The sequence below is a fragment of the Streptoalloteichus tenebrarius genome (assembly GCF_024171885.1).
In the GTDB taxonomy this organism is placed as follows: Bacteria; Actinomycetota; Actinomycetes; order Mycobacteriales; family Pseudonocardiaceae; genus Streptoalloteichus; species Streptoalloteichus tenebrarius.
The window spans coordinates 1-21,947 of sequence record NZ_JAMTCP010000017.1 but is presented as its reverse complement, the minus strand read 5'-3'; the positions used below and the strand labels follow the sequence as shown (position 1 = coordinate 21,947).

The 21,947-nt window shown below is 74.7% G+C and carries 17 protein-coding genes; 12 read left to right on the top strand and 5 right to left on the bottom strand.

Annotated elements, in window-relative coordinates:
* The gene (locus LX15_RS15885; RefSeq protein WP_253670369.1) at positions 1–699 is read right to left on the bottom strand and encodes a copper homeostasis protein CutC; all 699 of its coding nucleotides are present in this window, start codon (positions 697–699) and stop codon (positions 1–3) included.
* A 281-nt stretch (positions 700–980) separates the two neighbouring features.
* Here LX15_RS15885 and LX15_RS15880 point away from each other — a divergent pair, with 281 nt between their 5' ends.
* The 6 genes from LX15_RS15880 (at position 981) to LX15_RS15855 (ending at position 7,812) form a co-directional block, all read left to right on the top strand.
* Complete coding sequence (locus LX15_RS15880; RefSeq protein ID WP_253670368.1) at positions 981–2,135, top strand: C1 family peptidase; 1,155 nt, start codon at positions 981–983, stop codon at positions 2,133–2,135.
* An 86-nt stretch (positions 2,136–2,221) separates the two neighbouring features.
* A complete protein-coding gene (locus LX15_RS15875; RefSeq protein ID WP_253670367.1) occupies positions 2,222–2,725 on the top strand; it encodes a hypothetical protein in 504 nt (167 codons plus the stop codon).
* A gap of 473 nt (positions 2,726–3,198) precedes the next feature.
* Positions 3,199–3,831, top strand: coding sequence for an NADH-quinone oxidoreductase subunit E (locus tag LX15_RS15870; RefSeq protein ID WP_253670366.1), 633 nt, complete (start codon positions 3,199–3,201; stop codon positions 3,829–3,831).
* 14 nt (positions 3,832–3,845) lie between these two features.
* Complete coding sequence (locus LX15_RS15865; protein ID WP_253670365.1) at positions 3,846–4,457, top strand: RNA polymerase sigma factor; 612 nt, start codon at positions 3,846–3,848, stop codon at positions 4,455–4,457.
* The gene (locus tag LX15_RS15860; RefSeq protein WP_253670364.1) at positions 4,454–4,915 is read left to right on the top strand and encodes a carboxypeptidase regulatory-like domain-containing protein; all 462 of its coding nucleotides are present in this window, start codon (positions 4,454–4,456) and stop codon (positions 4,913–4,915) included. Before LX15_RS15865 ends, LX15_RS15860 begins: the two co-directional genes overlap by 4 nt.
* Positions 4,916–5,100: 185 nt before the next feature.
* The gene (locus LX15_RS15855) at positions 5,101–7,812 is read left to right on the top strand and encodes a CHAT domain-containing protein (protein WP_253670363.1); all 2,712 of its coding nucleotides are present in this window, start codon (positions 5,101–5,103) and stop codon (positions 7,810–7,812) included.
* Between the two features lie 214 nt (positions 7,813–8,026).
* Here LX15_RS15855 and groL read toward each other — a convergent pair whose 3' ends face one another.
* The 4 genes from groL to LX15_RS15835 all read right to left on the bottom strand — a co-directional run bounded on the left by groL (position 8,027) and on the right by LX15_RS15835 (position 12,425).
* Positions 8,027–9,646: a chaperonin GroEL gene (gene groL / locus LX15_RS15850; protein ID WP_253670362.1), complete on the bottom strand. Its 1,620-nt coding sequence runs from the start codon at positions 9,644–9,646 to the stop codon at positions 8,027–8,029.
* A gap of 171 nt (positions 9,647–9,817) precedes the next feature.
* Positions 9,818–11,086: a serine/threonine-protein kinase gene (locus tag LX15_RS15845; protein ID WP_253670361.1), complete on the bottom strand. Its 1,269-nt coding sequence runs from the start codon at positions 11,084–11,086 to the stop codon at positions 9,818–9,820.
* Between the two features lie 340 nt (positions 11,087–11,426).
* The gene (locus LX15_RS15840; RefSeq protein WP_253670360.1) at positions 11,427–11,630 is read right to left on the bottom strand and encodes a cold-shock protein; all 204 of its coding nucleotides are present in this window, start codon (positions 11,628–11,630) and stop codon (positions 11,427–11,429) included.
* A 111-nt stretch (positions 11,631–11,741) separates the two neighbouring features.
* The gene (locus LX15_RS15835; RefSeq protein WP_253670359.1) at positions 11,742–12,425 is read right to left on the bottom strand and encodes a TIGR00266 family protein; all 684 of its coding nucleotides are present in this window, start codon (positions 12,423–12,425) and stop codon (positions 11,742–11,744) included.
* Positions 12,426–12,514: 89 nt separating this feature from the next.
* Between LX15_RS15835 and moeA the strand changes: the two genes are divergently transcribed.
* The 6 genes from moeA to LX15_RS15805 all read left to right on the top strand — a co-directional run bounded on the left by moeA (position 12,515) and on the right by LX15_RS15805 (position 20,732).
* Entirely contained in the window at positions 12,515–13,744 is a 1,230-nt protein-coding gene (moeA, locus tag LX15_RS15830; RefSeq protein ID WP_253670358.1) for a molybdopterin molybdotransferase MoeA, read from the top strand.
* A 253-nt stretch (positions 13,745–13,997) separates the two neighbouring features.
* Positions 13,998–15,878, top strand: a complete 1,881-nt coding sequence (locus LX15_RS15825) for a M48 family metalloprotease (RefSeq protein ID WP_253670357.1) — start codon at positions 13,998–14,000, stop codon at positions 15,876–15,878.
* Between the two features lie 96 nt (positions 15,879–15,974).
* Entirely contained in the window at positions 15,975–16,247 is a 273-nt protein-coding gene (locus LX15_RS15820) for a GlsB/YeaQ/YmgE family stress response membrane protein (RefSeq protein ID WP_253670356.1), read from the top strand.
* Between the two features lie 465 nt (positions 16,248–16,712).
* Positions 16,713–17,468 carry a phosphatidylserine decarboxylase gene (locus tag LX15_RS15815; protein WP_253670355.1) on the top strand — a complete coding sequence of 252 codons (756 nt, stop codon included), beginning with the start codon at positions 16,713–16,715 and terminating at the stop codon, positions 17,466–17,468.
* Positions 17,469–17,471: 3 nt separating this feature from the next.
* Positions 17,472–18,386, top strand: coding sequence for a CDP-alcohol phosphatidyltransferase family protein (locus LX15_RS15810; protein WP_253670354.1), 915 nt, complete (start codon positions 17,472–17,474; stop codon positions 18,384–18,386).
* A 93-nt stretch (positions 18,387–18,479) separates the two neighbouring features.
* On the top strand, positions 18,480–20,732 hold the full coding sequence (locus LX15_RS15805) for an AAA family ATPase (RefSeq protein ID WP_253670353.1): 2,253 nt from the start codon (positions 18,480–18,482) through the stop codon (positions 20,730–20,732).
* Positions 20,733–21,947: the final 1,215 nt, after the last annotated feature.

Here is a 21,947-nt window from a genome sequence, read left to right as displayed (position 1 = left end):
CTACGCCGGCACGCCCCCGTTGATCATCGTCCGAAGTGACGCAACCTTGGCCACCTCCACGGGGCTGTCCCAGCCCGCCGCACGGACCATTCCTCCCACGTGGAAGCCGAGGACGCCGGCCGCGCGCAGCGGCGCGACGTGCTCGCTCCGCAGGCCCCCTCCGACGAGCAGCTCGACCCCGTTCTCGCGGCGGGCCGCCCGGTCCAGGAGCGCGTCGATGCCCGCCTCGACGCCCAGCGGGCTGCCGGCGGTCAGCACGGCGTCGCAGCCGAGGCCGACGGCCGCGGCCCAGGCGAGGTCCCGGTCGGCGGCGTGGTCCAGCGCCCGGTGGAAGGTCCACCGGCACCCCTCCAGCTCGGCCAGCAGGGCCGCGCAGGCGGCCACGTCGACCGCGCCGCCGCCGTCCAGGAAACCCAGGACGAACTCCTCGGCGCCGGCCGCCCTCAGCTCGGCCGCCCTGCGCCGCAGCCCCTCCAGGTCGGCGGGAGCGAACCCGGCCGCGTCCCGCAGCATCACCCTGACCGGCAGGTCGGTGCTGGCGAGCACCTCGCGCACGGTGCTGGTCCTCGGGGTGAGCCCGTCGGCGGCGATGTCCGACACCAGCTCCAACCGGTCCGCGCCGCCCTCCTGGGCGGCCACGGCGTCCGCCGCGTCCAGTGCGATGACCTCCAGCAGCGGACCGCGCTCACGTCCTGACATGGTCTAGACCATACGGGGCGAGCGGTCCCCGGCCCAGCCCTCCTCCCCCGCGTCACCCGCCCGGCGCGTCGGGCCGACAGCCGGCGAGCGGGGGCCGTCTCCGGACGTGCCACCGCCCCGCCCCGGCCCCCTCCAGCCGTACTTCTGACGAACCCCCCGACGAATCGACGTATCTGCGCCGCCGTCCGGCCCTCTGGATTAGGCGACGAGGGGGCGCGACGCGCGGGGACGGGCGAGGACCGGTCCCCGCGCCCATCCCGTGTTCACAGTGGGGAGGAACCATGCCCGACGACCAGGGACCCGGGCGGCTCGCCGCCGTCCGGGACGCGCTCGCCCGACTCGGAGAGCCGTGGCGCGCCGGGGAGACCAGTCTCAGCCGGCTTCCCGACGAGGCGATCCGCGCCCGCCTCGGCGTTCCCCCGCCCCGCCCCGACCAGCTCGCCGCCAGGGTCGGCCAACCGGCCGCGATGGCCAAGGCCGCCATCGCGGCGGGCGCGCCCAGGGCCGCCGCGCCAACGGCGGACTCCCCGCCGCCCGCCCAACCCCGCCGTTTCGACCTGCGCGACGTCGACGGCCACGACTACGTGACCCCGGTGCGCAACCAGGGACGCGCGGGCTCCTGCGTCGCCTTCGGCGTCGTCGCCGCCATGGAGTCGACCGCGCGGTACACGCGCGGCGCGCCCGGCCTGGACCTCGACCTCTCCGAGGGCCACCTGTACTTCGTGCACGCCAGGGCCAGGGGCTACCGCGTCGACACCGGGTCGTGGCCGCACGAGATCTTCGCCGACGCCTCGGACAAGGGCGTGGCGTTCGAGGAGTGCCTCCCCTACGTCGACGACGGGTCCGGCGCGCTCGCCCCGGACTGGGCCGACCGGCTCGCCAGGGCCGTCGACGTCGTCGACCTCACCGGCTCCCCGGCGAGGATGAAGGAGCACATCCGCACCCGGGGCCCCGTCACCGCGTGCATGGTGGTGAACAAGGACTTCCTGTACTACACCGGCGGCGTCTACCGGGCGACCACCGAGGAGTTCGCCGGCGGCCACTGCGTGAACGTCATCGGCTGGGACGACGACCTCGGCTGCTGGATCGGGAAGAACTCCTGGGGCGTCGAGTGGGGCGAGAAGGGGTTCTTCCGCATCGCCTACGGGGAGGCGTACCTGGAGGACTACCCGGACCCCCGCCCCACCGTGCACGGATGCGCGGCGGTGTCGCTGCGGGCGTGGTTGCCGGCCCGGCGCGCGCTGCACCTGTTCACCAGCGCCGACGACGACAACGGCTGGGCTTACCTGGAGCACTTCGGCTGGACGCGTCTGGCCGGCGGGCCGGCCGCCACCGGGGCCAAGCTCACCGCCCTGGCCCACGCCCGCGCCAGCGGGCACCGGGTGACCGCGTTCGTCGACGGGACCGAACTGCGGGACGTGCTCGTGCACGACTGACGAGACCACCAAGACCACAAGGCCGGGAGACCACAAGACCGGGAGACCGCGAGACCGCCGAGCCCCTGCCGAGACGAGGAGACCGCATGTCCACCTCCCCTGCCTTCCCCGCCCGGCCACCCGATCCCGACCGCGGAGCGCCCTCGTGGGGCGTGGCCGACGCGGCCCGCGACGCGCGGCAACCCGCCGACGGCGCGGGGAACGGGGCGCTGGGGGCGTCCCGCCCGCCGAGCGAGCTGCCCAGCGTCCTCCACGCGATGACCACCTCGGCCACGAGCGCCGCCGGTGTCAGCGACGACGGCGACGACGGCGGGCGGGGGCCGCTGCCGCCAGCCGATCCCGACCGCCGGCCCGCCGAGGGGTACGGCCCCGGGTGGATGACGGACCGTGCCATCACCCACCTGTTCTCCTACGACGTCCCGCGCGGGGTGTGGGTGTTCGTGCACGGGGTCGGGTGGCGACGCCTGTCCCCGGCGTCCGACACCGGCCACGCCCACCTCACGGCGCTGGCGACCCTCGCCACCCATGCCAACCTGCCCGTCGCCTACCACGAGGACGCCGAGGGCCGGATCGACCGGCTCCTGCTCTGAGCGCGACCACCAACGGACGCGTCCATCCGGCCGTCACCACGACGCCATTCGCCACATCGCGTAGTGAGGCCACCCGACAGGAATGCGGACAGTAAGGGGAACCGGGCTGATATGTGACCCATCTCACCCATTGTGGTGAGCGGCGGTATCCGATCGCGTCACCAGGGCTCATGTTCGACACACGGGTCCTGCCCCGGGACCTGGTACTCCGATAGGAGCACACCGTGGATCGAGAAGGCACCAGCGGGCACCGCGCGCCCCGCCAGGACCCATCGACGCCGCAGACCCCCCAGCAGGAGGAGCTGGAGCAGCGGACATCGTCAGTCGACACCCTGTCCACATCATCGACAGCGTCCACATCACCAACAGCGTCGACAGTGCCCCCGGCGCCCACAGCGCCCGGCGGGGAGACAGCACCGCCGGCGTCGTCAGCGTCGCCGGCGCCGGCGGTGCCGTTCTCGCCAGTGCCCCGCGTGACGCCACGCCCCGGAGAGGAGCCCGACCCCACCCAGCTCCCGCCCGGCGCCGGACGCGCCCAGCCCAACGGCACGACCGACCCGTCGGACCCCACCCCGCACCACCTCACGCCGACCGGCACGACCGACCCGTCGACGGCCACGCCCCTGGCCGCCACCCAGGGCCTCGTCGCCCCCCTCGGCCAGAGCCGACCTGACGGCGCGGCCGGCACGACCGACCCGTCGACGGCCACGCCCCTGGCCGCCACCCAGGGCCTCGTCGCCCCGCTCGGCCCGCCGCCGGCCACCGGTCAGACCGGGCCCGACGGCACGACCGACCCGTCCTCGCCGCCGCCGTACCGGCACGTGGCGGAGGCCGACGCCGACTCCCCCCGGGGCTTCGTGCCCCCGCGGGGCCGGCTCGGCGCGACCGACCCGTCCGGCCCGACGCCGCGGCACCTGACGGCGGCGAACGGGGCGCCGGCGGGCAACGGCCTGGTCAACCTGTCCGTGAACGTGTCGGTCGAACTGCCGTGGGTGACCTCCGGCGCCGTCGCGCCGTACGGTTACGCCACCGGCCCCGACGGGGCCACACCCTCCGGGGCCCGGCCGGCCGACGCCCCCGATCGACCGGTCCAGGGATCACAGTGACCAGAGTCGCGGAGATGAGGGAGATGAGCCTGTCCACCACGGACGACCCGCCATGGGAAGGCCTGGACGGCGCCGAACGGCACGCGGTGTGCCTCACCGCCGCCAGAGCAGGGGACCGCGCGGCGCTGCACGTGCTGGTCAACGAGCTGACACCGCTGGTGTGGCACGTCGTCCGGGGCCAGGGGCTGAACCGTCCCGCCGCCGAGGACGTCGTCCAGACCGTGTGGCTGGCGCTCCTCCGCAACCTCAACCGGCTCACCGAGCCGCGCGCCCTCGCCGCGTGGTTGATCACGACCGCGCGGCGGGAGGCGGTGCGGGTGCGCTCGGCCGAGCAGACCGGGGCCAGCGCCGCCCCCGCGGAGGTGTTCGACCAGATGCCGTCGACCGACGGCCAACCGGAGGCCGAGGCCGTCCGGGACGACCGGGACCGGCGGCTCTGGTCGGCGTTCCGCCGGCTGCCCCGGCGGTGCCAGGAGCTGCTCCGTCTGACCGTGCTGGCGGGGCGGGCCCGCTACGAGGCGGTGGCGGAGGCGATGGGGATGCCCAGGGGCAGCATCGGGCCGACCAGGGGTCGGTGCCTGGACTCGCTGCGCGCCCTGCTCGACGCGGAAGGAGGATCGCGGTGAACTCGACCAGTGACGACGAGCTGCTCGACCAGCTCGCCCAGGTGCTGGAGCGGGCCGATCCGATGCCGGCCGACCTGCTCGACCGGGTGCGGTTCGCCATCGACCTGGAGTCGTACCTCGACGTGGAGGTGGCCCGGTGGGAGCACGGCTCGGCGCTGGCGGGTGTCCGCAGCAGCGCCGAGCCGGGCTCGGTCACCTTCACCGTCGACGACCTCACGGTGATGGTCAGCTTCCTGCGCACCCAGCGCGGGTACCGGATCGACGGCTGGCTCGCGCCGGCGGGACCGCACACGGTGGAGGTGCGCATCGACGGCCACGGTTCCAGCACGACGACCGCCGACGCCAACGGCCGCTTCGTGCTGCCGGACGTGCCGAGGGGCGTCACCCAGATCCTGGTCCACCTTGCGGACAACGGGAGGTCGGCACGGACCGTCGTCACACCGACCCTGGTGCTCTAGCCGCCGGCTAGCGCCCAGGGACAGGGCCGGGCTCGCGTCGCCGTTCGCTTCACCCGACCGACGCCGCCCGGTTGCTCGTGTGCCACCCGTTCGGACGCGTGTTTACCCCATTGGAGGGCTGCCGAGCGGGCTTTTGGTGTGTTCGGATGGCGGGCGTGGCAAGCCCGAGGCTCCGGACTGGCGGGATGCCCAGTCCCCGAAGCCCGGCTGAGCCGGTCGACGTGCTGCGTCGCGTCGCGCTCCTCCGACGGAAGGCCAGGGACCGGGCGTCGGAGCTGCGGGCGACGGAGGCCGTGCAGCTCATCCGCCAGGCGTTGCGCCTGCTGGACGGGGTGTCGCCGCCGCGGTCGGCCGAGGAGCGGCTGGAGTTCATCACCAGCCGGGCGCGGGTGCTGGTCACCCTGGCCTACGCCGAGGCGGAGGCCAGCACCCTCGCGAACGGGCTGGCCGCGGCCGAACGCGCGCACAAGCTGCTCACCGAGCTGGAGCCGGGTCCGCGCCGGGACGCGTTGGACGGGCTGGTCCGCCAGCAGGAGGCGTTGATCCTGTCCAGGGCCGGCCGCCTCGACCAGGCCGTCGAGGCCGCCGACGAGGCGATCCCGCTGCTGGAGCGTGGCCTGGCCGGGGGTGAGGGCGAGCCGGTGGTGCTGGTCAGGACCCTGATGAACCGGGGCTGGATGCACCTGACCGCCAGCAGGATCGGCCCGGCCCGGCGCGACCTGCGCCGGTCCTCGGCGCTGGCCGAGGAGCTGGGCGAGCGGGTCGTCAGGGCCAAGATCGAGCACAACCTCGGCGACATCGCCCACATGATCGGGGACGTGCCGCAGGCGTTGCGGCACTACGAGGAGACCGAGCGCATCTACCAGGCCGAGCACCCCGGCATGCTCGCCAGGCTGCGGATCGACCAGGCCAGGGCCCTGCTGACGGCGGGGCTGGGCGAGGAGGCCGCCCGGCACCTCGACGAGGCGCTGCCCCGGCTGCGCGCCCAGGGCACGGCCGGCATCGACCTCGCCGACGCGGAGATCACCCGTGCCGCGTCGGCGCTGCTGGAGGGTGACACCGAGGAGGCGCGGCGCTACGCCGGCTCCGCGTACCGCCGGCTGGTCCGGCGCGGCAACCGCCGGTGGGCGGCGATCGCGGCGCTGACCCGGCTGCGGGCCGAGACGGTGGAGGCGCTGGACGGGTTCCGCGCCCCGGTGCGGTTGCCGGGCAGGGCGTTGCAGCTCGCGCACCGGCTGGCGGACCTGGGGCTCACCGACGAGTCCGCGGTCGCGCGGATGCTCGCGGTGCGGGTCAGGTTGGTGCGGGGATCGGTGTCGGCGGCGGCGGACGTGCTCGGCCAGGTGCCCTCGCCCCGCCGCATCACCCCGGTGGACAACCGCATGTTGCTGCGACTGTGCCGCGCGGAGCTGGCCGTGGCCAGGGGCGACAGCCGGCGGGCGCTGGCCGAGGCGGGCAGCGGGCTGGCCGAGCTGAACCGGCTGCGGGACCGGATGGGCGGGCTGGAGCTGTTGAGCGGCACCGCCGTGCACGGCAAGGAGTTGGCCGCGCTCGCGGTCCGGCTGCTGCTGGAGGGCGGCGAGCGGGTGGACGCCCGCCGGCTGTTCGGCTGGCTGGAGCGCACCAGGGCGCAGGTGTACCGGTACGAGCCGCTGCCCAGGATCGACGACCCCGAGTTGGCCGACCGGGTGGCCGAGGCCCGGCACCTGCGGCGCGCCACCCAGCAGGCCCGGCTGGAGGGCCGGGCCACCGACGAGCTGGAGGCCAGGTACAACGCGGTGGCCCGGGAGGTGCTGCGCCGGGGCGGGCGCAGCGGGCAGTGGGGCCGCCCCCGGCCGGTCGCCCGGTTCCGCGACGTCGCGGCCCGGCTCGGCGACCGCGCCATGGTCAGCCTGGCCGCCTCGGGGGACTCGCTGGTCGCGGTGGTCGTGGTGGACGGGCGGGCCAGGCTGGTGCGGCTGGGCAGCGCCAGGGTCGCCACCGAGCTGGCCAGGGAGCTGCACGCCGACCTCAACGCCCTGGCCCCCGACAAGCTCCCCAACGTGCTGGCGCGCACGATCACCGCCTCGGCGCGGCACCGGGCGGAGCGGCTGGACGCGCAGCTCCTCCGCCCCCTGGACGGCGTGGTGGGCGACCGGGAGGTCGTCCTGGTGCCGACCGGCGTGTTCTACGCCGTGCCGTGGGCGGCGCTGCCCTCCCTGCGGGGCCGGCCGTTGTCCGTGGTGCCGTCGGCGACCGCGTGGCTGGCGGCCTGCGGCGACCAGTCGGCCGCGCCGGGAGCCCCTGGGCTCGGCCCGCGACGCGGGCTGGAGTCGGGGGCGCGGCCAGGGGAGTGCGCGTCCAGGACCCCGGACCGTCAGGGCCACGACGTGGTGCTGGTCGGCGGCCCCGGCCTGTCGGCGGGGGTCGCCGAGGTGGGTCGGCTGCGCGGCACCTACCCCGACGCCGCGTTGTTGGACTCGGCCGAGGCCACGGTGGGCGCGGTGCTCTCCGCGTTGGACGGGGCGCGGATGGCGCACCTGGCGGCGCACGGCGCGCACGAGCCGGCCAACGCGTTGTTCTCCCGGCTGGAGCTGACCGACGGCCCGTTGTTCGCCTACGAGACCGCGCGGTTGCGCCGGCCGCCGGCCCATGTCGTGCTCGCCGCGTGCGAGCTGGCGCTCAACCGCATCCGGCCGGGGGACGAGGCGCTCGGGTTCGCCGGCGCCCTGCTCGCCACCGGCGCGCACACGGTCGTGGCCGCGGTGAGCAAGGTCGGCGACCTGGCCGCCGCGAGCACCATGGCCTCCTATCACGGCCGGCTGGCGCGGGGCACGCCGCCCGCGGTGGCGTTGGCCGAGGCCACGGCCGAGGACCCGCTCCGCCGTCCCTTCGTCTGCCTCGGCGCGGGCGCCTGACCGTGTCTGCCCGCGCCTGACCGTGTCTGCCCGCGCCTGACCGTGTCTGCCCGCGCCTGACCGTGCCTGTTCGTGTCTGACCGTGCCTGTTCGTGCCTGTTCGTGCCTGCCCCTCGGCGCCGGCGCGGGCGGCGCGAGGGAGGAACGACGGAGAACAGTGGGGCCCCGACCGGAACGGTCGGGGCCCCACTGAGTGGATCAGGTCGAGCGTGGATCAGAAGTCCATCTCGCCGGCGCCCGGGGCGGCCGGGGCCTTCTCCTTCTCCGGCTTGTCGGCCACGACGGCCTCGGTGGTGAGGAACAGCGCGGCGATCGACGCGGCGTTCTGGAGCGCCGAGCGGGTCACCTTGGCCGGGTCGATGATGCCGGCGCCCACCAGGTCCTTGTACTCGCCGGTGGCGGCGTCCAGGCCCTGGCCCGCGGGCAGGTTCTTCACCTTCTCGGCCACGACGCCGCCCTCGAGGCCGGCGTTCACGGCGATCTGCTTGAGCGGGGCCTCCACGGCGACCTTGACGATGTTGGCGCCGGTCGCCTCGTCGCCGTCCAGCTTCAGGTCGGCGAACGCCTTCTCGGCGGCCTGGAGCAGGGCCACGCCACCACCGGCGACGATGCCCTCCTCGACGGCGGCCTTGGCGTTGCGCACCGCGTCCTCGATGCGGTGCTTGCGCTCCTTGAGCTCGACCTCGGTGGCCGCGCCGACCTTGATCACCGCGACGCCGCCGGCCAGCTTGGCCAGGCGCTCCTGGAGCTTCTCCCGGTCGTAGTCGGAGTCGGACCGCTCGATCTCGGCGCGGATCTCGTTGACCCGGCCGGCGATCTGCTCGGTGTCACCGGCGCCCTCGACGATGGTGGTCTCGTCCTTGGTGACGACCACCTTGCGGGCGCGGCCCAGCAGCGACAGGTCGGCGTTCTCCAGCTTGAGGCCGACCTCCTCGCTGATGACCTGGCCACCGGTCAGGATGGCCATGTCCTGGAGCATCGCCTTGCGGCGGTCGCCGAAGCCGGGGGCCTTGACCGCGACGGACTTGAAGGTGCCGCGGATCTTGTTGACGACCAGGGTGGCCAGGGCCTCGCCCTCGACGTCCTCGGCGATGATCGCCAGCGGCTTGCCGGTCTGCATGACCTTCTCCAGCAGCGGGAGCAGGTCCTTGACCGAGGAGATCTTCGAGCTGAGCAGCAGGACGTACGGGTCCTCCAGGACCGCCTCCATGCGCTCGGCGTCGGTCACGAAGTAGCCCGAGATGTAGCCCTTGTCGAAGCGCATGCCCTCGGTGAGCTCAAGCTCGAGGCCGAAGGCGTTGCTCTCCTCGACGGTGATGACGCCTTCCTTGCCGACCTTGTCCATCGCCTCGGCGATGAGCTCGCCGATGGTGGTGTCGGCGGCGGAGATCGACGCGGTGGCGGCGATCTGCTCCTTGGTCTCGACCTCCTTGGCCGTCTTCAGGAGCTGCTCGGCCACGGCCTCGACGGCCTTCTCGATACCCCGCTTGAGGGCGATCGGGTTGGCACCGGCGGCCACGTTGCGCAGGCCCTCGCGCACCAGCGCCTGGGCGAGCACGGTGGCGGTGGTGGTGCCGTCACCGGCGACGTCGTCGGTCTTCTTCGCGACCTCCTTGACCAGCTCGGCCCCGATCTTCTCCCACGGGTCCTCGAGCTCGATCTCCTTGGCGATGGAGACGCCGTCGTTGGTGATGGTCGGCGCGCCCCACTTCTTCTCGAGCACGACGTTGCGGCCCTTCGGGCCGAGCGTCACCTTGACGGCGTCGGCGAGGGTGTTCATGCCGCGCTCGAGACCGCGGCGGGCGTCCTCGTCGAACGCGATCATCTTGGCCATTGCGGTGTGGTCCTCCGATGGTGGATGACACGTGCTCGGCCAGGCTCGGTGCCCGCGACGGACGACCGACCCGTTGGGGTCCGGCCTCACCGTCCCGACCTCTGGCACTCAGTGGGTCCGAGTGCCAGAACCGTGTCTAGCACTCGACGCCATCGAGTGCAAGCGACCCGCTCAGTGCGTCTGGGTGACCGTCTTGACGTGGGTCGGCAGCGGCTTGCGGCTCGACGTCTGCGTCGGGGCCTGGGTGGTGGTGGTCGACGTGCCGCCGCCCGACCCGCCGTCGTCCCCGTCGCCGCTGGCGAAGACCAGGATCAGCACCACGACGACCGAGAGCGCCGCGACGCCGAGCAGCACCGGCAGCACCCAGCGGCTCCCGCCGCTCCGCGAGCGGAACGCGTCGGACTGCACGGGCATCGGCGGGCGCAGCCGCATCGGCTCGGCCGACGGCGAGGGGCCCCGCTGCGGCGCCATCGCGGGCGGCGTCGGCGGGCCGTAGCTCGGCGGCGCGGCCGGGTAGCCGGTCGGCTGGGCGTGCGACGGCACGGGCTGGGGCGGATGGGCCGCCGGGGCGCCCGGCTTCCGGCGGGCCGGCGGCGTCGTGGACCGCGCGACCGGGGCGAGGGCCGCCCTGGCCGCCGCGACCAGCTCGCTGCACGTGGAGTACCGCTGGTTGGGGTCCTTGGCCATGCCGCGCCGCAGCACGTCGTCGATCGCCGGGGGCAGCTCGACCAGCTTGCTGGCGCTGGGCGGCTCGGCGCCCAGGTGCCCCTGGATCACCTCGGGCACCTGCCCCTGGTAGGGCGGCCGCCCCGTCAGGCAGGCGAACAGCATGCACGCCAACGCGTAGAGGTCGGTGCGGCCGTCGACGGGGTCGCCCCGCAGGTGCTCGGGCGCCGCGTAGGTCGGCGAGCCGAGGAAGTCGCCGGTGCGGGTGCGGTGGCCGGTCGCGCCGCGGCGGGTCAGGCCGAAGTCGGCGAGGTAGACGTGCTCCCCCGAGGACTCCTGGCTGGTCACCAGCACGTTGGCCGGCTTGACGTCCAGGTGCACCAGGCCGCGCCCGTGCAGCATGTCCAGCGCGTCGGCGACCTGTCCGAGCAGGGTGAGCGTGCGGGACGGGACCAGGGGTCCGTCCTTGATCAGGCTGGCCAGGTCGGAGCCGTCGACCAGCCGCATGGCGATGTAGAGCAGGCCGTCGATCTCGCCGAAGTCGTAGAGCGGGACGACGTGCGAGTGGTCGATCGCCGAGGTGTTGCGGGCCTCGTCCACGAACCGCTCGCGGAACTCCGGGTCCTCGGTCAGGTGCTCGCCGATGACCTTCAGGGCGACCTTGCGCCCCAACCGGACGTCCGTGGCCTTGTACATCACGCTCATGCCGCCGCGGCCGAGCACGCCGTCGATGCGGTAGTGGCCGAGACGACGCCCGGTGAGGTCCTCCGACACGCCCCGGAGCCTAACGTTCGCACCCGGGCGGGCGACGGGGGTTCACGACAAACCCCGACCGCGCGACCGACCGGGACGGCCCCGGGGCGCCCCGGCGGCGCGTCCGGAACGCGCGGCGCGGGGCGCGGGGAGACGGGCATTGAGACGGACGTCGAGGCGGGCACGCGGGCGGCCACGGGGAGGGGCACGCGGGCGGTCACGGGGAGGGGCACGGGGGCGGACACGAGGCGGGCACGGGGAGGGACACGGGGGCGGACACGGGAGTGGCCCGGCTCCCTGGGAGCCGGGCCACCCCGAACCGTCGTCGATCACGTCCGCCGGGAGGCGGCGCCGTGCGAGCTCAGACCCGCTTGACCGCGGAGGCCTGGCTACGGCCGTCGCGACCGGCCTGCACCTCGTACTCCACCCGGTCACCCTCGGCGAGGGTGCGGAAGCCCTGCATGTCGATGGCCGAGTAGTGGACGAAGACGTCAGGCCCATCGTCCTGGGCGATGAAGCCGTAGCCCTTCTCCGAGTTGAACCACTTGACCGTGCCCTGAGCCACGGCGTCCTCCTTGGGTATCGTGCAACGGCGCTCGCGGAGCGCCGCATCAAGCAGAGGTCACGCTACCCGAGATCGACTGCCGGAGGCGCGCCCGAAAGGGCTGGGTTTCTGTCAACCGCGGGCGCCAAGACCGTTGGCCTGCAACCAGGTGACGAGTCCGCGGGGGTTGCGCGTCTGGGTCAGCACCTGACCCGGTCCGGCGAAGTCGAACACCAGTCCCTCGCCGCTCTTCAACGACTGCGTCAGGCCCTGGCTCATGGTGCGCAACCGGGACTGGACGGTCTCCGCGTAGGCCACCACGTGCCCGGTGTCGATCGTGACGAACTCACCCGGTTGCAGGTCCACGACGTCGAGCGCGCCGTAACAGGACAGCACCACCGTGCCCTGGCCGGCGGCGTGCATCAGGAACCCGCCCTCGCCCCCGAAGAGGTTGCGGAATCCACCCCACTGGGTCTCCAACTGGATGGTCGCGGAGGAGGCCAGCCAGGAGCCCCTGGTGAGGCACCAGCCGACCCTGCCGTCCAGCTCCAGCACGTGCAGGTCGCCCGGCAGGTTGGCGGCCACGTCGACCCAGCCGCCCTGCGGCGGCGCGGTGAACGTGGACACGAACAGCGACTCGCCGCCGAGCGCGGCGCGCGCCAACGACTTCAGCAGGCCCCCCTGGGCCCTCGCCTCGACCGCGACCCCGTAGCTGGTGGCCATCATCGCGCCGGACTCCACCCTGGCCGGCTCGCCGGGGGCCAGCAGCAGCCGGGCCACGCCGAACGACGGGGTGTGGCGGGTGCGGACCTGCACGTCGTCCTCCCTCGGAAGTGTCGGGTCTCGCCGGGTCCGCAGTGTGGCACGGGAGGGGGCCGGTTCCCAGGGCGCGGGAGGATGCGGGCGTGCAGCGGACACAGGGACCAGCGGTGGGCGTGGCGGAACATCGGGCGCGGGTCGTCGGGTTGGTGGGGGCGACCCCGGTGGTGCGGCGGCCGGTCGCGGACTGCCTCGGCCTCGCGCTGGCCGAGGACCTGGTCTCCCCGATCCCGTTGCCCCCCTTCGACAACTCGGCGATGGACGGCTACGCGGTGCGCGCGGCAGACGTGGCCGCGGCCGCGCCGGACGCGCCCGTGGCGTTGCCGGTGGCCGAGGACGTGCCGGCGGGGCGCACGGACTCGCCGCCGCTGCGTCCCGGCACGGCGCACCGGATCATGACCGGCGCTCCGGTGCCGCCGGGGGCGGACGCGGTGGTGCCGGTGGAGGACACCGACCGGGGCACGGACGTGGTGCGGGTCGTCGCGCCCGCGCGGCTCGGCGCGCACGTCCGGCGGGCCGGGGAGGACGTGCGGGCCGGCGCGGTGGTCCTGCCGGCGGGGACGGAGCTGGGGCCGGCCCAACTCGGGCTCGCCTCGGCGGTGGGGGCCTCGGCGCTGCCGGTGCGCCGCCCGCCCAGGGTGCTGGTGCTGTCCACCGGCTCGGAGCTGGTGGAGCCGGGGCGACCGCTGCGGGGCGGGCAGATCTACGAGTCCAACGGCGTGATGCTGGCCAGCGCGGTGCGGCAGGTCGGCGGCGAGGCGGAGCTGCTCCGGTTCGTGCCCGACGACGTCGCGGCCTTCCACGCCGCGTTGGCGCCGAGGGTGGAGTCCGTCGACCTGGTCCTGACCTCGGGCGGGGTGAGCGCGGGGGCGTACGAGGTGGTCAAGGACGCCCTGTCCGGCCACGGCGTGGAGTTCTACAAGGTGGCGGTGCAGCCGGGCGGCCCGCAGGGGCTGGGGCGGTACCCGACGGCGTCCGGCGGGGTCCCGGTCGTGACACTGCCGGGGAACCCGGTGAGCGCGATGGTGTCGTTCGAGGTCTTCGTGCGCCCCGCGCTCCGGACGGCCATGGGGTTCGCCGAGGTGGAGCGGCCCCGGCGGACGGCGACGCTGATGGAGTCGCTGCGCTCCCCCGCCGAACGCCGGCAGTACCGGCGCGGCCGGTACGACGCGGGCGCGGTGACCGTCGCGCCGGTCGGGGGTCCCGGCTCGCACCTGCTGTCCGCGCTGGCGACGGCGAACTGCCTGTTGGAGATCCCGGAGGAGGTCACGGACCTGCCCGCGGGGTCCGAGGTGAGCGTCCTGCTGCTGCGGTGATCGTCAGGTGGCGCCCGGCGGGCGTGCGGTGGCGGGCGGCGGGCGTGCGGTGGCGGGCGGCGGCGTGCGGTGGTGTTCGGCCGTGTTCGGTCGGTTTCCGCGCGTTTGGCCGCCGCCCGTCCGCCGGCTTTCACTGTGCTGATCTGGGGACTTGCTGTCGGTAACACCCAGGAAGCACACTCGGCGGGCGGTCTGATCGACTGACCGTGGCTTCACACCCCCTCGACACAGTCCGGACCGGAGGTCTGCGGCGTTGCGCTCCCCCTGGCGCGCCGTCCTCGCGCTCACACTGCTCGTCGGTTTCCTCGCGGTGGCCGCGGTGCTCGCGGCCGCGTCGGCCGGTGCGGCGCTCTACGCGATGGCCGACGGCGACGTCGGCATGACCGCGATCCAGCTCCTGGTGGTGTCGGCACTGCTGGGCACGGCGGTGGGCCTGTTCCTGCCGCCGCTGCTGCGCGGACGTCCGAAGGCGCGCGGTCACCTGGTCGACAGGCAGGCCCAGCCCGATCTGTGGCGGCTGATCGACGAGCTGTCCGAGGTGGCGCGGACGCGCCCGCCGGACGAGCTGCGGGTGGTGCCGGGGGTGCGCGTCGCGCTCTGGGAGGACGCGACGCCGCTGGGCCTGGTGCCGGGCCACCGGTGCCTGGAGCTGGGCCTGCCGTTGCTGGGGGGTCTGACCGTCTCCGAGCTGCGGGCCGTGCTCGCGCACGAGCTGGCGCACCTCGGCGGCCGGGAGGGCCTGCTCACCACCGTCACCTACCGCGCGACCGGCGTGGTGGAGCGGATCGTCGCCGACGCCGGCGAGGACTGGCGGCGACGCGTGGTCCAGACGTGGGCCGGGTGGTTCCGCCGGGCCGCCGAGCCGGTCAACCGGCGGCAGGAGCGGGCCGCCGACGAGGCCGCGGTGGCGGCGGCCGGAGTGGACGCGACGCGCAGCGCCGTGCGCAGGATGGCGGCGCTGGAGCGCGCCTGGTCCCACTACGGCCAGCAGTACCTCGCGTTGGCTCCGGTGGCGCGGCGCACCCCGGACGTGCTGCTCGGCTTCCGTTCCTACCTGTCCGCGCCGAGTCGTCGGCGGGAGTGGGAGGGCCTGGCGGACGAGGCGCTCGACGGCGGGCCGTCCGGCCCGTTCGACTGCCACGCCCCGCTGCGGGAGCGGATCGAGGCGATGCGGGGGGATTCCGCGGACGGAGCCCCCGAGCCGGACGACCGTCCGGCGTGGTCGTTGCTCTCCGACCCTGGGCGCAGCGTGCCGGAGCTGGAGGACGCCCTGCTGGTGGATCTCGGCCCGCGCGCGCCGTGGCCGGACCTCGTGCGGGTCGCGGTCGTGCGGAAGGCCGAGGACGCCGCGCGGCGGCTCAGCAGGGCGGTGCTGGACAGCGGCGTGCGGGTGGACGGCCGCGCCGCGCAGACGACGATCGCCGGCGTCCTGCTGGCGGTGCACCGGGGGTTGGGCGCCGACCTGGTGAAGCCCGCGCTGGACCCCGGCCTCGCCCCCGCCGAGGTGCCGGAGGCGTCGCAGTCGCTGCTCGCCGAGCTGCTCAGCGGCGCCGTGACCGCGGCGCTGTGCCGGACGGGGAGGGCAAGGCCCGAGCTGAACTGGGACGGGCCGTGCTGGCTTCGCCTGGCCACCGGTCATGTCGTGGACGTGGAGCGGCTGGTCGGCCCGGCGGTGCGCACCCCGAGGCTCGTGCCGCAGCTCCACCGGCACCTCGTGCGGATCGGGGTGCCGCTGGACTTCGCCGCGCGTCCGGCCGACGCCCCCGAGCCGGAGCTGCTGGCCTGCGCGAACGGCGTGAAGTGCCAGGGCGACCCGCACGACGTGCGCGTGTACGACAGCGGGTTGCTGGTCCTGCCGGCCGGCAGCCCGGCCAGGAAGCCGCTGCCGGAGCTGCGGCGGCGGCCGGGGGCGCGCTGGGTGTGCGGGCACGACGTGGAGTGGGCCCGCCTGGTGCTCCGCCGCTCGGGGTGGGACGTCTGGCTCCAGCTTCGGGGTGGCGACGAGCTGGAGCTGACCAGCACGCGGGACACGGCGCACGACGGCGAGCCGCAGGAGGGCATGGCCCGCCTGTTGGGGGATCGCCTGGAGGTCGAGGACGTGCGGCAGCGGCGGCGGGAGCCGGCGCACCCCTGACGGCCCGCCGCACGGGGTTCGCCGGATCGACGCCGCGCGGCGGCGGGCCGCCGTGCCTGGTCCGACGCCGGCGGCCCAGCCCGTAGCGTGGGGCGCATGGGGCTGTTCTCGTGGATCGTGTTCGGCGCGCTGGCGGGGTGGGCGGCCAACGTGGTCGTCGGCGGGCGTGAGCGCCGGCGCCAGGGGTGCCTGGTCAGCGTGCTCGTCGGCGTGGTGGGCGCCGCCCTCGGCGGCCTGCTCTACACCCTCGCGACGGGCAGGGAGAAGACCTTCGACTGGAGCCTGTCCAGCTTCGCGGTGGCGGTCCTCGGGTCCGTGGTGCTGCTCGCCGTGCTCCGGCTGTTGACCGGCCGCCGTTCCCGGCTCTGAGGCCGGCGTCCACGGGCACCAACAGGCACCAACGGGCACTGACGGGCGGCCGACAGGCCGCGTGGGCCGGGACTCGCCCGGCTCGTCCGTTCGCCGCACCCGAACGGGTGTGACCGGGATTACACTGATTCGCGCGGGAGGGCGAACCCGCTTCCGTCATCTCTTCCCATGTCGACGCTGATGACGGAAACTGGTTCACGCAGGTCCGCCTCCCCCGGTGTCAAGGGCCGTTCGGGGTGACCCGGGACACCGGAGGGGCGTCGAGGTCCGTGGGTCGTCGGGGGACGCACGGACCAGTCGGGGAAAAAGGACCGTTCGCCGTCGGGGGGCGCACGGTCTGCCACACGGGCCGGGAGGGGTGTTCGGGGCACCGCTCCCGGCCCGTTCCACGATTGGCGTACCGTGGGTGGCCGTGCCCGGCCGCTACGTGACCGGGCTCCGCCGACCCCAGGAACGCCGACGACGATGACCTCCGATCACCAGCACGGCGCCGGCAAGACCGGCGCCTTCGCCCATCTGGTCGACCTCGCCCGCACCACGGTCCCGCCGATGAACCCGGCCGGTCGGCCGTTCGTGCTCGCGGGGGCGGTGCTCACGCTGCTGCTGCGCCGGTTCTCCCGGCCGGCCGGCGTGCTCGGCGCCCTCGTCACCGCGTGGTGCGCGTGGTTCTTCCGCGAGCCGCGCCGGGTGACCCCCACCCGGCCCGGGGTGGCGGTGGCGCCCGCCGACGGCACCGTGTCCCACGTCGCCGAGGCCGTGCCGCCCGCCGAGCTGGGCATGGGCGACGAGCCGATGACCAGGGTCAGCGTGTTCCTGTCGATCTTCGACGTGCACGTGCAGCGCATCCCGGTGGACGGGGTCGTGGAGCGCGTCGCGTACCGGCCCGGCAAGTTCCTGTCCGCCGACCTGGACAAGGCCAGCGAGGACAACGAGCGCAACGCCATGGCGCTGCGCACCGCCGACGGCGCGCACCAGCTCGCCGTGGTCCAGATCGCCGGCCTGGTCGCGCGGCGCATCGTGTGCCACGTCCAGGACGGCGACAAGGTGACGGCCGGCGCGACCTACGGCCTCATCCGGTTCGGCTCGCGCGTCGACCTCTACGTCCCGCGCGGCAGCCGGGTCCTGGTGGAGCCGGGCCAGCGCACGATCGGCGGCGAGACCGTGCTCGCCGAGCTCCCGTCAGCGCTCCCGTCGGACGGCGTGGCGCGGGCGGAGGGCTGATCGATGGCGCGGACCGCGCCGGGTGTGCGGCTGCTGCCCAACGCCATCACCATCCTGGCGTTGTGCGCGGGCCTGTCCGCCGTCATGTTCGCGCTCCGAGGGCAGCCCAACGCCGCCATCGCGGCCACCGCGGTGGCGGCGTTGCTCGACGGCCTCGACGGCCGGCTCGCCCGCCTGCTGGACGCCACCAGCAAGATCGGCGCGGAGCTGGACTCGCTGTCGGACAACGTCTCCTTCGGTGTCGCGCCCGCGCTCACGCTGTACGTGTGGGGGCTGCACGACACCCCGAACTACGGCTGGGTCGTCGCGCTGGTCTTCGCGATGTGCATGACCCTGCGCCTGGCGCGGTTCAACACGCTGCTCGTCGACCCCGACCAGCCGCCCTTCGCCAAGGAGTTCTTCGTCGGCGTCCCGGCGCCGGCCGCGGCGCTTCTGGCGTTGATGCCGCTGATGGCGGCGTTGCAGTTCGGCGACGGCTGGTGGAGCTCCGAGCCGGCGGTGGCCGCGTGGATGATCGCCTGCGCCGCGCTGGCGATCAGCAGGGTGCCGACGCTGTCGCTCAAGACGATCAAGGTGTCGCCGAAGGCGGTCGCCCCGCTGCTCGTGCTGGTCGGGGTGCTCGCCGCCGCGGTGATCGTCTACCCGCTCGGCGCGCTGATCGTCGCCATGGCGGTCTACCTCGGCCACGTGCCGTACGCGGTCTACCGGCACCGCTGGCTGGCCCGGCACCCAGAGGCGTGGGACGTCCCGCCGAAGGAGCGCAGGGCGATCCGGCGCCGGCACGGGCGGCGGTTGGCGGTGCGGCCGGCGTTGCGCGGCCGGGTCGCCGCCGGCGCGCTGCGCGGGGTGCGGCTGCCCCGCCGCGACCAGGCCGGCCGTGACGTCCGCGAGGGACGCCGCTCCGAGAACCAGCGCTGAGCGGTCTCCCACCGCGCTGACGACCCCGGGCGCGGGTCGTGCCGCGAGTCCGCGGCGCGACCCGCGCCCGTCGGCTTCCGTAGGCTGCACGGCGTGCCCGGACCGGAGATCACGCTCACCGCTCGGCTCTCACCGTCCGCGTTGGACACCCGACGCGGGGTGGTCCGCCTGCACCCTGAGGTGCTGGACGCGCTCGGCCTGCGGCCGTGGGACGCGGTCCGGCTGACCGGCAGCCGGGTGACGGCCGCCCTGGCCGCCGCGGCCGACCGCGCGGTCCAGCCGGGGGTGCTGCTGGTGGACGACGTCACGCTGTCGAACCTGGGTCTGCGCGAGGGCGCCGAGGTCGTCGTCGCGCCCGTGCCGGTCACGCCGGCCAGGGCGGTCACCGTGTCGGGCTCGCGGTTGGCGATGACGGCGGTGTCCCCCGAGACGCTGCGCCTCGCGTTGACGGGCAAGGTGCTCACCACCGGCGACGCCGTGTCGTTGCTGCCGCAGGACCTCGCGCCGCCGCCGGGCGCCGACGTCTCCGCCGCCCGCAGGGGCCTGTCCGCGGCGATCGGCATGACCTGGACCAACGAGTTGATCACGGTGACCGCCACCGAGCCGGCCGGTCCGGTGGCGGTGCGGCCGTCGACGGTGGTGCAGTGGCGCGGGGGCGCGCGCACCGGGGAGCCCGCCCCCGTGCGTCCCGCGACCCCACCCGTCTCGGCCGAGCCGCCGTCCGCCGTGACCGCCGTACCCGCCGTATCCGTGGAGCCACCGGCCGTCGCCGACCTGGTCGGGGCGCGGGAGGAGGCCCGCCGGCTCGGCGAGTGGCTCGACCTGGCGTTCCGGCACCCGGACCTGCTGACCCGGCTCGGCGCGACCTCGCGGCTCGGGGTGCTGGTGACCGGCCCGTCGGGTGTCGGCAAGGCCACGCTGGTCCGGTCGGTGGCGCGCGCCGTCTCCGCCGAGGTCGTGGAGCTGGTGGCCCCCAGCGTCGCCGCCCTGGAGGCGGGGGCCGCGTCGGAGCGGGTGCACACCGCGGTCGCCAGGGCCGTGGACACGGCGCGCGGCGGCACGCCCTGCGTGCTGTTGGTGTCCGATGTGGACGCCCTCCTGCCCTCGACGTCTCCCCCGCCGCTGGCCACGGTCACGCTGGACGCGCTGCGCGCCGCGCAGGGCACTCCCGGGCTCGCGGTGGTCGCGACCTCCGCGCAGCCCGAGTCGGTCGACCCCCGCCTGCGGGACCCCGAGCTGGTCGACCGGGAGCTGACGCTGGCGCTGCCCGACGGCCGGACGCGGGCCGAACTGCTCAGGGTCCTGCTGAGGGACACGCCCGTCGAGTCCACTGTGGACGTCGAGGAGGTCGCGGAGCGCACCCCGGGGTTCGTCGTCGCCGACCTCGTCGCGCTGCGCAGGGAGGCGGCCGTGCGCGCGGCCCTGCGACACCAGGGCGGCGACCGGTCCGCCGAGCCGGCGATCGCGCGGGAGGACCTGCTCGGCGCGCTGGACACGGTGCGGCCCATCTCGATGTCCACGTCGGACACGCTCCAGGTCGGCGGGATCACCCTGGACGACGTCGGCGACATGGGCGAGGTGAAGCAGGCGCTCACCGAGGCCGTCCTGTGGCCGCTGCGCTACCCGGACTCCTTCGCCCGGCTCGGCGTCCAGCCGCCCAGGGGCGTGCTGCTCTACGGCCCGCCCGGCTGCGGCAAGACCTTCCTCGTGCGGGCGCTCGCCGGCACCGGCCGGCTCAACGTGCTCTCGGTGAAGGGCGCGGAGCTGTTGGACAAGTGGGTGGGCGAGTCCGAACGGGCGGTGCGGGAACTGTTCCGGCGGGCCGCGCAGGCCGCGCCGACGCTGGTCTTCCTGGACGAGGTGGACGCCCTGGCACCGCGCAGAGGTCAGTCGTCCGACTCCGGCGTGGCCGACCGAGTGGTCGCCGCGCTGCTCACCGAGCTGGACGGCGTCGAGCCGTTGCGGGACGTCGTGGTGCTCGCCGCGACCAACCGCCCGGAGCTGGTCGACCCCGCCCTGCTCCGGCCGGGACGCCTGGAGCGCCTCGTCTACGTGCCGCCGCCCGACGCCGCCGCGCGCGCCGAGATCCTGCGCTCCTCGGCCAGGAACACCCCGCTGGCCGAGGACGTCGACCTCGACGCCCTCGCGGCGGACCTGGACGGGTACTCGGCGGCCGACTGCGCGGCGCTGGTGCGGGAGGCGGCGCTGACGGCGATGCGGGAGTCCCTGGCGGCCGCCGAGGTCACCTCGGCCCACCTGGCCAGCGCCAGGGAGCGGGTGCGCCCCTCGCTCGACCCGGCCCAGCTCGCCGCCCTGGCCTCCTACGCCGAGTCCCGCCGGCTCTGACACCCGCCGGCTCTGACACCCGGCAGCCCTGCACCCGAGGACCCTGACGCCTGCGCCCCTGACACCTGGGACTCTGTCGCAGGGCGGTCGTGTGGTGGGGCGGTCGTGTGGTGGGGCGGTCGTATCGCCCGACGACCGTGTCGCGCGCCGGTCCTGTCGCGCGGCGCTCTCGCGCCAGCGGCTCTGTTCGTCTGGCGTCTGGCGTCTCTGACGCTGGGCAGTCCAGTCGCACGGCGCTGGGGCACCCCGGCGATCTGACGCCCGAGGTCATGGCCGGCACCGACGCTCCCTGACCGGGGTCGGCCGGTGTCGTCCGAGAACGGCGTCGCGAACTCGTGGCCTTCGGTCGGTCAGGCGTACCGCATCAACCTGCGCGGCACGAGGTCGCGGTCGCGATCCGCCTCGTCGCTCCGGCTTCGAACCGGCGGCACTCGCAGAGGTTGTGATCTGAGGTCGGTCTCGCAGCTTCGGTTCCGAGCCGGCGGCACTCGCAAAGGTCGTGTTCTGGGGATGGCCTCGTCGCTCCGGCTTCGAGCCGGCGGCCACTCGCAGAGGACGTGAACTGGGGACGGCCTCGCCGCTGCGGCTCGAAGCCGGCGGCACTCGCAAAGGTCGTGAGCTGCGGTCGGTCTCGTCGGGTTCCGAACTGACGGCCACTCGCAGAGATCGTGTTCTGGGGACGGCCTCGCCGCTCCAGTTCCAAGCTGACGGCCGCCCACAGTGGTCGTGAACTGCGGTTCGTCTCGCCGCTCCGGCTCAAAGCCCGCAGCCACCCACAGAGGTTGTGATCTGAGGTCGGTCTCGCCGCCACGGCTCAAAGCCAGCGGCCACCCACAGAGATCGTGATCCGCGGTCGGTCTCGTCGGGTTCCGAGCTGACGGCCACCCGCAAAAGTCGTGAACTGCGGTCGGTCTCGTCGCTGCGGCTCCAAGCCGGCGGCACTCGCAAAGGTCGTGTTCTGGGGTCGGTCTCGTCGGGTTTCGAGCTGACGGCCACTCGCAGAGGTTGTGATCTGGGGATGGCCCCGTCGCTCCGGTTGCGAGCTGACGGCCACTCACAGAGGACGTGTTCTGGGGACGGCCTCGTCGCTCCGGCTTCGGACCGGCGGCACTCGCAAAGGTCGTGAACTGCGGTCGGTCTCGCCGCTCCGGTTTCGAGCCGGCGGCCCTCGCAGAGATCGTGATCTGGGGACGGTCTCGCCGCTCCGGTTCTGGG